This is a genomic window from Dokdonia sp., from assembly GCF_039945015.1.
Taxonomy (GTDB): domain Bacteria; phylum Bacteroidota; class Bacteroidia; order Flavobacteriales; family Flavobacteriaceae; genus Dokdonia.
In genome coordinates this window covers 220,834-233,164 of the sequence record NZ_JBDUXP010000021.1, presented here as the reverse complement: position 1 = coordinate 233,164, position 12,331 = coordinate 220,834, and the positions used below count along the sequence as shown (strand labels likewise).

At 34.2% G+C, this 12,331-nt stretch carries 11 protein-coding genes; 2 read left to right on the top strand and 9 right to left on the bottom strand.

Going from position 1 to position 12,331, the window contains the following annotated elements; all coding sequences use genetic code 11:
- The first annotated feature begins 12 nt into the window (after positions 1-12).
- Positions 13-501: a hypothetical protein gene (locus ABJD27_RS17215; protein ID WP_348168445.1), complete on the top strand. Its 489-nt coding sequence runs from the start codon at positions 13-15 to the stop codon at positions 499-501.
- 66 nt (positions 502-567) lie between these two features.
- Here the strand turns inward: ABJD27_RS17215 and ABJD27_RS17210 are convergent, their stop codons facing one another.
- The 3 genes from ABJD27_RS17210 to ABJD27_RS17200 all read right to left on the bottom strand — a co-directional run bounded on the left by ABJD27_RS17210 (position 568) and on the right by ABJD27_RS17200 (position 5,896).
- On the bottom strand, positions 568-1,737 hold the full coding sequence (locus ABJD27_RS17210) for a cytochrome c peroxidase (RefSeq protein ID WP_348168448.1): 1,170 nt from the start codon (positions 1,735-1,737) through the stop codon (positions 568-570).
- A 68-nt stretch (positions 1,738-1,805) separates the two neighbouring features.
- Positions 1,806-2,939 (bottom strand): N-acetyl-alpha-D-glucosaminyl L-malate synthase BshA, encoded by a 1,134-nt coding sequence (gene bshA, locus ABJD27_RS17205; RefSeq protein ID WP_348168451.1) that lies wholly within the window; start codon positions 2,937-2,939, stop codon positions 1,806-1,808.
- A gap of 35 nt (positions 2,940-2,974) precedes the next feature.
- On the bottom strand, positions 2,975-5,896 hold the full coding sequence (locus tag ABJD27_RS17200) for a glycoside hydrolase family 3 N-terminal domain-containing protein (protein WP_348168454.1): 2,922 nt from the start codon (positions 5,894-5,896) through the stop codon (positions 2,975-2,977).
- Between the two features lie 268 nt (positions 5,897-6,164).
- Between ABJD27_RS17200 and ABJD27_RS17195 the strand changes: the two genes are divergently transcribed.
- Entirely contained in the window at positions 6,165-7,628 is a 1,464-nt protein-coding gene (locus ABJD27_RS17195; protein WP_348168457.1) for a M20/M25/M40 family metallo-hydrolase, read from the top strand.
- A 3-nt stretch (positions 7,629-7,631) separates the two neighbouring features.
- Here the strand turns inward: ABJD27_RS17195 and ABJD27_RS17190 are convergent, their stop codons facing one another.
- From ABJD27_RS17190 to ABJD27_RS17165, 6 genes are all read right to left on the bottom strand, one after another.
- A complete protein-coding gene (locus tag ABJD27_RS17190; RefSeq protein ID WP_348168460.1) occupies positions 7,632-8,120 on the bottom strand; it encodes an ABC transporter ATPase in 489 nt (162 codons plus the stop codon).
- A gap of 160 nt (positions 8,121-8,280) precedes the next feature.
- Positions 8,281-9,072 carry a (Fe-S)-binding protein gene (locus ABJD27_RS17185; protein ID WP_348168463.1) on the bottom strand — a complete coding sequence of 264 codons (792 nt, stop codon included), beginning with the start codon at positions 9,070-9,072 and terminating at the stop codon, positions 8,281-8,283.
- 62 nt (positions 9,073-9,134) lie between these two features.
- Entirely contained in the window at positions 9,135-9,569 is a 435-nt protein-coding gene (locus ABJD27_RS17180; protein WP_348168466.1) for a phosphoheptose isomerase, read from the bottom strand.
- Between the two features lie 92 nt (positions 9,570-9,661).
- Positions 9,662-10,036, bottom strand: coding sequence for a hypothetical protein (locus tag ABJD27_RS17175; protein ID WP_348168469.1), 375 nt, complete (start codon positions 10,034-10,036; stop codon positions 9,662-9,664).
- Positions 10,026-11,348, bottom strand: a complete 1,323-nt coding sequence (locus ABJD27_RS17170; RefSeq protein ID WP_348168472.1) for a (Fe-S)-binding protein — start codon at positions 11,346-11,348, stop codon at positions 10,026-10,028. Before ABJD27_RS17170 ends, ABJD27_RS17175 begins: the two co-directional genes overlap by 11 nt.
- A gap of 22 nt (positions 11,349-11,370) precedes the next feature.
- Positions 11,371-12,321 carry an MlaD family protein gene (locus tag ABJD27_RS17165; protein WP_348168475.1) on the bottom strand — a complete coding sequence of 317 codons (951 nt, stop codon included), beginning with the start codon at positions 12,319-12,321 and terminating at the stop codon, positions 11,371-11,373.
- Positions 12,322-12,331: the final 10 nt, after the last annotated feature.

Sequence of the window (12,331 nt, the reverse complement as noted above, 5' to 3'; positions counted from 1 at the left end):
AAAATTTAATTTATGAAGAAGATGCTTTTTAGTATACTACTATTTTTAGGGGTTATTGCCTCCATACAAGCACAAGAGATCGCAACCAATGCTATCGGAATACGTGTAGGTGATAATGATGGTTTTGGGACAGAAGTAAATTATCAACGCGCCATAGGAGACAATAATCGCGTTGAATTAGGATTAGGGTGGCGTAGTGCGACCAATTTTAATGCGGTACGACTTACTGGCTTGTATCAATGGGTATGGAATCTTACTGGTGATTTTAATTGGTATGTCGGTGCAGGAGTTGCCGCGGGAGTGTTTGACTTTGATGATCAATTTAATAATAGAAATCTTAATGAGTTTTTCTTAAATGCCGTTGGAGATATAGGTATAGAATACAATTTTGATTTTCCATTATTACTCTCCTTAGACTTTAGACCAGAGATAGGTGCTATTAATGATATAGATGATGGTTTAGAATTTGATATTGCTCTAGGTATTCGATATCAATTTTAGATACTATAATAATTAGTAAATAAAAAAGCCGAGATGTTTATCTCGGCTTTTTTTATGTCATTAAGATCAATCAATAAACGGATCACTAAAGCGATTGTCATTTTCTATTTCAAAATCAGAAAGGGTGATTATAAATGCTTCTAAAGCATTTTTTTCTGCATCTGATAAATTTAATTGGAGTGGATTATTGGTATTAGGAATTTCTAAACGATTATCTAATGCAGGTCCAGCTTGAACACCTGTACTATAATGATCCATAACTTCTGATAAGCTTGCAAAGCGACCATCGTGCATAAAATGAGTAGATAAGGCAGCACTTTTAAGAGATGGCGCTTTAAAAATAATAGTCTCACCAGCATCAAGTCCGTTACTTCTAGAATTTTGATTTAAAGCAAATGTAGGTGGCTGATGACAAGCAGCACATCCCACACCTCCTTGTTGTGGTGGGTTTAAAAATAATACTTTACCTGCATTTTCTTCATCCGTATAATTAGGGAAGTTTTGTCCGATTCCATTACCAGGAGCATTAACGTTATATACTTGTGCAAATCCATCATCAAACTCACTACTTGAAGATACCATAGCTCTTATAAATTGTGCTAGTGCTAGCTGTATTCTATTTTCTGTAATGGTGGCATCTCCATAAACAATGGTAAATAGTTCTGGATAATATTCAAGGGCATCAAGTTTTGTGATTACAGCATCAAAACCTCCATGTGCTGCATCAAACCCCATCTCTACTTCATTTTGAATAGGTTGAGTCGTTTGTTCCTCAAGTGTTTCTGCTCGTTTGTCCCAAAAAAAATTTTCTCCTAGATAATATTGTGCATTAAGTAATCGCATTGCATGCGCTCCTGTTAAACCTCCTTCAAATCCAGTACTAAATCTATTTGGGTCATCAAATCCTCGTGTCTGATCGTGACATGTAGCACAAGAAACAGTGTTATTAATGCTTAAATTTTCATCATAAAATAATACACGCCCTAATGCGGCTCCTTCATTTGTAATGGGGTTATTTGCAGGAGTGTTTGTCGCAGTAGCAACATCATCAAAATGATCAGGTAAATTTATGGGAGTATACGTATCTAGATTGTCAAAATCTAACGTTATATACTCTTGGTATGTAGTGGTTGTCACTACATTTGGTGTGGTATCATCTTGCGATATCGCCGTATCATTATCATCTGAGCAAGAAAGAATACTTAAAACAAGGAAAGCAATTAGGGTAATTCTCATAAAGTGATGTTTAGTTATATAATATATGACTAAACAGACTGAGAATGGTTTAATGCTTTATCAACTTTTTATACATTATTATTAACGAGCACCTTACTATAAAGTTCTTCATAAAGAGGCACTACATTTTTTATATCAAACTTAGCCGATTCTTTTTTGGCATTACGTTTAAATGTATTTAATATAGCATCATCTTGTAAAATACGTATGGCATTTTGAGCCATATCTGCAATATTTCCTACATTAGACAAGTAACCGGTTACTCCATCTATATTTACTTCTGGAATACCACCCGCATTACTAGACACAACTGGTACTTCATTTACCATAGCTTCTAGTGCTGCAAGTCCAAAACTCTCTGCTTCTGAAGGCAATAAAAACAGATCAGAAAAGCATAAGATTTTATCGATTTCATTACTATTTCCTAAGAAACGGACCTTATCTTGAATTCCCAACTCTTTAACCAATTTCTCCGCACCTTCTCTTTCTGGACCCTCTCCTACCATTAATAACTTAGCAGGCAACTCTAATTGAACTCTATGAAAGACTTCAATCACATCTTCTATACGTTTTACTTTTCTAAAATTACTGATATGTGTAATGATACGTTCATCATCATTTGCCATAAGTTCTCGTTGGCAATCTGTAAAACCACCACTCGCTGTACTTAAATCAATAAAGTTAGGCACTACATCTATTTCTCTAGAAATATCAAAGAGACGTAATGTATCTCTTTTTAAACTTTCTGATACAGAAGTCACAATATCACTATTATTAATACTAAAACTAACAGCTGGGCGATAAAAAGGGTGGCTTCCTACAAGTGTAATATCAGTACCGTGTAATGTCGTTACCATAGGAAGATAGATCCCATCCTGTTTAAGCATTTCTTTTGCCATATATCCTGCATATGCATGCGGAATCGCATAATGCACGTGTAAAATATCGATCTTATACTTTTTTACGATTCTCACCAACTTACTTGATAAAGCAAGTTCATAAGGTTGATAATGAAACAATGGGTAATCTGGCACATTTACCTCGTGAAAATGAATTTTCTCATTAAGTAACGCAAGTCGTACGGGTTGTTTATAAGTAACAAAATGTATTTCGTGTCCTCTTTTTGAGAGCGCTATCCCTAATTCTGTAGCAACAACGCCACTTCCTCCAAAGGTTGGATAGCAAACTATAGCAATTTTCATGTAATTTTCGTTTTTTTTGCTTTCGCGAAAGCGTACTATTCTACAATAGATTCATAAATCGCTTCTTGTATTCTTGTACGTAATCCCGACGTGACTAATTTACGATTTTCCATAGTAGGAAACGTACGATTAGACAGAAATACATAGACAATTTCCTGATCGGGATCTGCCCACGTATAAGTCCCTGTAAATCCACTATGTCCAAAACTATTCATAGAGACACAACCACAGGTTGGGCCACTACCAGATAATTGTGGTTTATCAAATCCTACACCTCTACGTACATTCTTATTACAATATGTACAGGTATTAAACTCTTCTATCGTTTCTTTTGAGATATAGCGTTTCCCGCCATAATATCCATTTTGGAGATACATTTGCATAAGTTTTGCAACATCATTTGCATTGCTAAATAACCCCGCATGACCTCCTATATTACTCTGCATAGCAGCTCCCATATCATGAACATATCCTTGCACGCGTTGATTACGCCAATAGGTATCATTTTCTGAAGGTACTATCGAATTTTTCGAAAACTTATCTAATGGTTTATATCCCGTACGATTTGTACCTAATGACTGGTAAATTCTTTCAGAAGTCAATTTATCTAAATTTTTACCATAATAATCCTCTAAGTATTTCTTTACTAAATAATAAGGCAAGTCACTGTACTTATAGGATAATCGATCTCTTAGATCACTTTCTCCAATACGTTGAATTATAGAATCTTGATAATCACTACGCAAATACAACTCATCGGCTATTTTAATATTAAAACCTGAAGAATATGCTTTGCGATAATACTCTTGGGATGGCTTTTTTGTTACCGAATCTAGTGTGGCTATATAAAAAGGAATCCATGCTTTAAAACGCGCATAATGTGATAATGCTTTACGTAAAGTAATATTGGATTTATTGGTTCCTTTTAATTCTGGAATTAATTCTCCTAAGGTATCATCAAGTGAGATAGAGCCTTGACTTCGCAATTCCATAAGCAAGGGTAACGAAGCTAGTATTTTTGTCATAGAAGCCACATCATAAACGTCTTCTGGGCGTACTTTTCGTTTTTTATTATAGGTATGATATCCGAAACTCTTATTATAGATTACCTTTCCTTTTCTTGCGATAAGTACTTGCGCTCCTGGCATCATCGCTTTTGTAATTCCTGATCGTACTAACGCATCTATTTTCTTATTTAAACTATCAGAACTCATCCCTACTTCTTCTGGAATACCATAAGAAAGTCTTCGTAGAGTTCCAGATTCAAACCCCGTACCTGCTTTTACTTCCTTTAAAGAAACTGGTAATTTCCCTTTGCTAGGAATTGCTCCAAAAATAAGTTGTGCGCTTTTCTCTTGAGCAATTTTACTATTTTGGTAACTATGTATAATTCCTTCTATGTTTGTGGTAGATAACAAGTCTAACATGGCATATGGTCTTACAAAGAGATCAAGAACTACATCATTTGTTCTTGCAATTTCATACAACCAAGTTTTCTCTTTATCAGAAAAAGCATATGATTTCCATGGATTTGCATTAGACCTATGAAAGCCAACTACTACATAATTATAGGACGCTAGTTTTTTAATAAGTTCATCTAATGTCTTTGCTTTTACATGATCTATATCACCATACTTACGCATAGCACTTAAAAAATATTTTCCAGAATCGTCTCCTAAAGAAACATAAGCTATCTTTTTATCTTCTAAATTTTTTACAGGAAGAATCTCTTTTGTATTTTTTGTAATCGTAAGTGCATTTTCTATAGCTGTACTATATACAATATCATCAAGATTTGTATTAAGATCTTCTATAAGGTTTTCTGTTTCAATAGGCTTGTACTTTGATAAACCTACCTTATACTTTGCATATAATATCTTTTTTACAGAATGCGCTAGTCGTTCTTCTGTAATATCGTTTTCTTCTAAAGCTTTTTTTATTTTTAAAGCTGCCGATGGAACATCATTACTAATCAATAAAATATCATTTCCTGCTTTAAAAGCGGCTAGATCAATATCCCCAGGTTCTTTAAAATTAGACGCTCCTTTCATATTAAGCGCATCTGTAAATATCAATCCGTGAAAGCTTAAACTATCTTTAAGGATATTTGTTACTACTGTTGGAGATATTGACGTAGGATATCCTGCTTCTGGAACTAGATTTGGCACATTAAGATGCGCAACCATTACACTTGCAATACCAGCCTCTATAATAGGTTTATAAGGGTACATCTCTATATTCTTAAGACGTTCTAATGTGAAGTCTAATGTAGGTAGTGTCTTGTGACTGTCTTGATCTGTATCTCCATGACCTGGAAAATGCTTTGCACTTCCCAAAATCCCTGCACTTTGCATCCCTTCTAAAAATGCAATTGATTTTTCGGTAACATTGATTTTATCTTCTCCAAAAGAGCGATTCCCAATAATAGGATTTGCTGGATTTACATTGATATCTACAACAGGTCCAAAATTAATATGCACACCTAATCGTTTACAATGTTCTCCTATACGTGTCCCCACATCTTTTACAATACGGTTATCTTGTATGGCTCCTAAAGTCATATTCCAAGGAAATGCATAGGTACTATCTAATCGCATAGCAAGTCCCCACTCTGCATCCATACCAATAAGCAGTGGTGTTTTTGAAGCCTCCTGAAATTCATTATTTAGTTTTGCTTGTCGTATAGGCCCGCCTTTTGAAAAGATAATACCACCTATATGTTGCTCTTTAATAAGCGCTCTTATTTTATCAACTTTTGCTTTAGGGTCACTAGAAAAAACGTCTACCATAAATAACTGACCAATACGCTCCTCTACTGTCATAGAAGTGTATACACTGTCAACCCACTTACGCTGAGATTCTATATCATTTGTATACAAAGGATATGTTTGCTGACTTATAGCCAAAAATGGGAGGTATATAAAAAAAAGTATAAAAAGAGATTTCCTAAACTGCATAAATCAATAACTATTTTATAAAAGAATAATTGTAATAACTACTTCTTAAAATTACAAATATCATGCCATCGAGAAGTAAGCTGGGTATTACGAATTTAATAAGATTGATTACGCTTTCGCGAAAGCGTATAAAAAGTTAACAAAATATTATTAACTGTCTTCTATTTATCCATACAATACAAGTAGAAAGACTATCTAAAAGAAGTTAAAGCTTATAGGGAATTACTAGTTTATTAGCCTTTTGAGCTATCTTAGTAAAAAAAAAGCGATGAGATATATAATTACCATATTCTTATGTTTGCTCAGTTGCGCGAGTATTTCTGCTCAAGAACCAGCATTTTTCTATGCAACAATGACTGTTCATCATGCAGAAGAACTTTCTAAAGATGCGCCTAACGAAATTGAAATCATAGCAACCTATCGCAATGAAGCTGCGGTTAGATTAACACCCACAGGAAGTCACAAATTACACGATAGAATACTTACACACGGACCAGGTTACATACATAGAAATTCTGAAGAAGATGCCATTTCTGCCATTCGGAAATCTAACAATAGATCTGAAAGTAATACACGTGCAACTGCAAATTTCTCTATTACAGAAGATGTTGTTGTGATTCCTACACTTGATCTTATTCAAACTCAAAATATCGAAGATCATATTATCGAACTAGAAAATTATGGTACTAGACATCATAGCAGTTCAACAGGAACACAAGCTGCAATAGATTTAAAAGAAAAATGGGAAGCAATGGCTTTGTTTTATAATAGAACAGATGTAAGCGTTCGGCTTTTTGATCATACCAATACAGGAATGCCTTCTGTTATTTTAACCATCGAAGGAGCTGAGTTTCCTGATGAATATGTTATTGTGGGTGGTCATCTAGATTCTACATCCAATCAAAATAGCACAAACAATGCTCCTGGTGCAGATGATGATGCATCTGGCATTGCTACGATTACAGAAGCCACAAGAGCTCTTTTTGAAATAGGCTTTGTTCCTAAAAGAACTATTGAAGTTATGGCTTACGCTGCCGAAGAAATCGGTCTGGTAGGGTCTAATGAAATCGCTAGTGAATATGCTGCAAATAACATAGATGTTATTGCTGTATCTCAATTTGATATGACGTTACTTAATGGATCATCAAATGATGTTTCTTTTATTACAGATTTTACAAATAGCGATTTAACCAGTTATATGATGAGTCTTCTCGATCATTATAATACAGAAGCTCCGCATCAAGTCACCTATAGTACTTCTGTATGTAATTATGGGTGTTCTGATCATGCAAGTTGGACAGAACAAGGATATATGGCCGCTTTTCCATTTGAAGCAAATTTTGGTCAACATAATAATCAAATACATACAACAGGAGATACTTTTAGCCTTACCAATACGGCATCTCACGCTACGAAATTTGCAAAACTATGTGCAGAATTTTTAATAGAGGTCGCAAAGAATGATAATACTGCACTATCTACAGATGATATAATAGCATCTTCTATTTTTGTAACAATTGCTGACAATATTCTTACCTACGACCTTTCATCTACGACAAAGGATATTATAGGTATTCGTCTATATTCTATAGAAGGGAAAGAAGTGGCAAACGTATCAAATATATCTAAACAGGATCAAATAAGGATAGCACCGCTGTCTACTGGCGTTTATATTGCATCATTTATCTCTCAAGATAACACCAATATTACCAAGAAGTTAATCGTTAAATAACAATTATTTTTTTAAGAAACGGCTATGCCAACTCTCTATAGCGGGTACTTCCCAATGGTTTTGATATTCATCAAGATTGGTCACTAAGTTATTAAACACAATTGTTTTCTTGCCTACTGCTCCATCTTTTACCATTTTCTTGAAGTCAATTAAGGTTTTATAATGAATACGTTCGTTTTGATAATAAGTCACATTCATTTTATCAAGTAAATCAATTTTTAAATCTTCTTGAATAGATTGGATAAAACGTACTTGACTATCTATTGAGCATCCACTAGCTGAAGCTTGCGATTGATCTAGTGCTATGACTATAAATCGGTTATATTTTACTTCAAAGCCAGCTTTAAGACTCGTTCCGTGTGCAGTCCAAGCTGTAAGGAAAGAACTGAGATCTTTTTGCAGAGTATCAACCTGCTCATCGGTAAACTTTACATTACTTTGGTAAATCCAAATACGTGATTCTAAAGGAAGTGTACTAAAATCTGCTAGCATATACTGGCTTTCTATTTTAAAATAGACTGAATGAATCGTATCTAAAATAACGATACAAAAGTCTGATTATGACAATTAAGATAATAAGTCCTCCAGGAATAGAAATAAAATTAATAATTGAAAGTTTTCTTTTTTTACTCCTGGATTCCATAGGTAAGGGTTATAGTTCTTCTGCAGAAGCAATCATCTCTGCGATATCCATTACTTCTATACTATCTTCTTTTTCTTTGTTTTTAATACCATCTGTCATCATTGTATTACAAAATGGGCATCCTGCTGCAATGATATCTGGTTTTACTTCTAGTGCTTGTTCTGTACGTTCTACATTAACATCTTTGGTTCCTGATTCTGGTTCCTTAAACATTTGTGCTCCTCCAGCCCCACAACAAAGACCATTGGTTTTACATTTACGCATTTCTACAAGTTCTACGTCTAGTTTACGTAATAAATCACGAGGTGCTTCGTACACTCCATTTGCACGTCCTAAATAACAAGGATCATGAAAAGTAATACGTTTTCCCTTGAACTTCCCTCCTTCTACGGTAAGACGTCCGTCTTCAAGTAATGACTTTAAAAATTGTGTATGATGTACGACTTCATAATTTCCTCCTAAGGATGGATATTCGTTTTTAATCGTATTAAAGCAATGAGGACAGGCAGTTACTATTTTCTTGATTTCATATCCGTTCAGAACTTCAATGTTAGTCACTGCTTGCATCTGAAAGAGGAACTCATTCCCTGCTCTTTTTGCGGGGTCACCTGTACAGCTTTCTTCTGCTCCTAATACTGCAAAATCTACATTTGCTTTATTTAGTATACGGGCAAATGCTTTGGTTATTTTTTTTGCTCTATCGTCAAAACTACCAGCACAACCTACCCAAAATAACACTTCGGGTTGTTTTCCTTGTGCCATATATTCGGCCATTGTTGGTACTCTTAATGGTTCACTCATAGTTTGTGTTTCTGCTTTCGCGCCTGCCTACCGGTAGGCAGGAAAGCGAAATTATTACCTTCTTAATCTTTAAAAACCTGAATAGTTACTTCCTTATCTACTAACTCTGTAAACTTTCCTTTATAACGTGTCGCTTTTACCAAATGGTTATCTATCCAGTGGTAATTTCCTCCTCTAGGTTTTCCCATCAATAGGCTATGGTACTTAAATCCGTGTTTCTTAAGCCAAATTTCTGTATATCCTCTGTGTTCTTCTGTACGTGATGTAAAAAAACAAATAATATGTCCTTTATCATACCAGTTATTTAATGTTATTAAAGCATCTGGGTATACTTGAGCAGTAAGCATACGCTCAGGCTCTTCATTAGGAATATCGTCACAAATAGTACCGTCTATATCTATAAGATAATTTTTTACTCCATCTGGAAGTACGGGACTTACGTGTTCTCCACCCTCTAATTTTTCATTTAGTAGTTTATCTACTTCTTCCTGTTTCATTACACTAATTTGTTTTCTTATTAAACTTATTCTGACTTTTCTTAAGAAATAGTCTAGATAAGTTTGTTGTAAAATTACTATTTAATACTTTATTAAAAACTATTTTTTTTTGGCACTATTATATTTATTTTTTTAAAAGTCGTGTCATTAATTTTTTCAAAATCCTTTTTACTTATCCTTATATAATGTGCAATTTGACGTACTCCATTTTTCTTATACAATGAATTATCAATATCTGCTTGAGTTCTTCTAAGCGCTTCTTTTCGTAATGCTAACATTTGTTTTTGCGAACAATAATGACATTTATTTTTCTGAGCAACTATAGAATCTACTTGTTTTTGAGCATTGTAATAAACACGGGTATACACTTTGAATTGTAAACTATCTTTTCTCCAACTAGTTTGAGCGCTTACCATTGTATGGAAGCATAAAAAAAAAGACAATATGACAATATACTTAGCTTTCATTTATCCAATTTGCTCTATCCATTTGGTTAAATGGCCAAGGAGCTCCGTTATTTTCTATATTAGTCATTGCATTATTAAGGTCACTTGGTGCTGAACTCTCTTCCATCACCATATAACGTCGCATATCCATAATAATACTCAATGGATCAATTCCTATTGGGCAAGCTTCTGTACATGCATTACAGGTTGTACAAGCCCATAATTCTTCTTTACTAATATGATCATCTAATAATTGTTTTCCATCCGGTTGGAATGTCCCATTCGCATCTATGTTTTTACTCACCGTTTCTAATCGATCGCGAGTATCCATCATAATTTTACGAGGAGACAATTTTTTACCTGTTTGATTTGCTGGACATTCACTTGTACAACGCCCACATTCTGTACAGCTATAAGAATTCATTAATTGTACCCAGTTTAAATCAAGAACATCACTCGCTCCAAATTTTTCTGGATCACCTTCATCCTCGGCTGGGGCAGCAAATGGATCTGCATTTGGATCCATCATAAGCATTACTTCCTTTGTTACTGCATCAAGATTGTCAAGCTCTCCTTTGGGCTTTAACTTAGCATACCACGTATTTGGAAATGCTAGTAAAATATGTAAATGTTTAGAATAATATAGGTAATTTAAGAATACTAAAATCCCAATAATATGAATCCACCAAGCACTTCTTTCAAGAACAATTAATGATGATTCTGTCATTCCTTCAAATAAAGGTGCTATATATTGACTTATAGGGTATGCACCTACAGATGCATAATGCTCTGCTCCCAAGGCTTGTAATTGTACATCTGCTGCATTCATTAATAAGAATAGAGACATTAATACCATTTCAAAATACAGGATCAGGTTTCCATCCATCTTTGGCCATCCGGTCATCTCAGGATTTAAGAATCGTTTAATACGTATTACATTACGACGTATCCAGAAAATAACAACAGCAACAAAAACAAGGAAAGCAAGTATCTCAAAACTTCCAATTAAGAAATTATAAAAACCTCCTAAAAATCCAAAAATGCGGTGTGTCCCAAAAAGTCCATCTATAATGATTTCTAAGACTTCAATATTTATGATAATGAATCCTAAGTATACAACAACATGTAAGATACCAGAGATAGGTCGCTTTACCATTTTATACTGACCTAAGGCAATCTTTGCCATATTACGCCAGCGCAATGATTTATTATCTGATCTATCAATATCTTTTCCAAGCTTGATATTACGATATAACTTCTTTATGTTTTTTAGAAAAAAACCAATCCCTAGAACTAGGATTATTAAAAATAGAATATTAGGTATGTATTGCATAAATCGTCAGTTAGCATCTCACCTAACGTAACGAATCTTTAGGTGGATTGTACTCTTTTGCTTTTTTACCAAAAACAGATAAATGTACATATCGCTTAGGATTTAATCTCAAATCCTGGAGCAATAACTCCATCTGCTTTGTGGTGCGCTCCAAATTTACGTAAACTTGATCGTCTTGCAAAAGCTTTCCAACCGTTCCTTCACCAGATTTAAGATTATTTGCGATTCCTTCAAAATCTTTAACCAAATTTTCAAAATTTGATACTAAAGCCCCTATCTCAACACGAGAAAGTGTATCAGATAACTTTGCAAAGTTGGATGACATCTCTTCTAAATTGGTAAAAGTACCATCTAATTTGTCTTTATTCTCTGTCAAAAGTCCATTTATAGATCGCGAAGCTGTTTTTAACTCACTTGCCATAATAGTAAAGTTATTGATCGCATCCTTAAGATTTGTACGTGTTTCTTTATCTAGTACATTATTTACAGATTTTACTAGAGAATCTGTATCCATAAGAGCCGACTCTATAACAGCTTGTAATGGTTCTAATCGTTCTGAAACAAGCTCTACAATACCATTTTCAATTTCTGAAGCCAATATATCTCCATCTTTTGCAGGCTCTCCTTCATAACTAGGAACAATGGCTAAGCTTTTACCACTTATAAAACCAATCCCATATACCCTCGCTATACTCTTATTAGAAAATTCAAAATCACTTACAACACTAAAGTGTACTTTAAGCACTCCTCTTTTATCTGCAAATTTGATAGATATTACTTTTCCAACGGTGAGACCGTTAATTGTAACATTTGCACCAGGAGTAAGCCCTTCTACATTATCGTATAGGGCATAAAAACTTCTATTCTTATCTAGTAAATTTTGTCCTTTCAGATAGTTATAGCCTACTATAACTATCACGAGTGCTACGATTGCCAGTATTCCCGTTCTGACTTCTTTAGAAATTTTGAACATAAATAGTTTT

What these genes read in the sequence shown, in the direction of transcription:
- ABJD27_RS17180 (WP_348168466.1), bottom strand. Translation starts at nt 9,569, where the DNA reads ATGAAACAGGAAGAAGTAGATAAACTACTAAATGAAAAATTAGAGGGT.
- ABJD27_RS17190 (WP_348168460.1), bottom strand. Translation starts at nt 8,120, where the DNA reads ATGCTAGCAGATTTTAGTACACTTCCTTTAGAATCACGTATTTGGATT.
- bshA (WP_348168451.1), bottom strand. Translation starts at nt 2,939, where the DNA reads ATGAAAATTGCTATAGTTTGCTATCCAACCTTTGGAGGAAGTGGCGTT.
- ABJD27_RS17200 (WP_348168454.1), bottom strand. Translation starts at nt 5,896, where the DNA reads ATGCAGTTTAGGAAATCTCTTTTTATACTTTTTTTTATATACCTCCCA.
- ABJD27_RS17175 (WP_348168469.1), bottom strand. Translation starts at nt 10,036, where the DNA reads ATGAAAGCTAAGTATATTGTCATATTGTCTTTTTTTTTATGCTTCCAT.
- ABJD27_RS17195 (WP_348168457.1), top strand. Translation starts at nt 6,165, where the DNA reads ATGAGATATATAATTACCATATTCTTATGTTTGCTCAGTTGCGCGAGT.
- ABJD27_RS17215 (WP_348168445.1), top strand. Translation starts at nt 13, where the DNA reads ATGAAGAAGATGCTTTTTAGTATACTACTATTTTTAGGGGTTATTGCC.
- ABJD27_RS17210 (WP_348168448.1), bottom strand. Translation starts at nt 1,737, where the DNA reads ATGAGAATTACCCTAATTGCTTTCCTTGTTTTAAGTATTCTTTCTTGC.
- ABJD27_RS17165 (WP_348168475.1), bottom strand. Translation starts at nt 12,321, where the DNA reads ATGTTCAAAATTTCTAAAGAAGTCAGAACGGGAATACTGGCAATCGTA.
- ABJD27_RS17170 (WP_348168472.1), bottom strand. Translation starts at nt 11,348, where the DNA reads ATGCAATACATACCTAATATTCTATTTTTAATAATCCTAGTTCTAGGG.
- ABJD27_RS17185 (WP_348168463.1), bottom strand. Translation starts at nt 9,072, where the DNA reads ATGAGTGAACCATTAAGAGTACCAACAATGGCCGAATATATGGCACAA.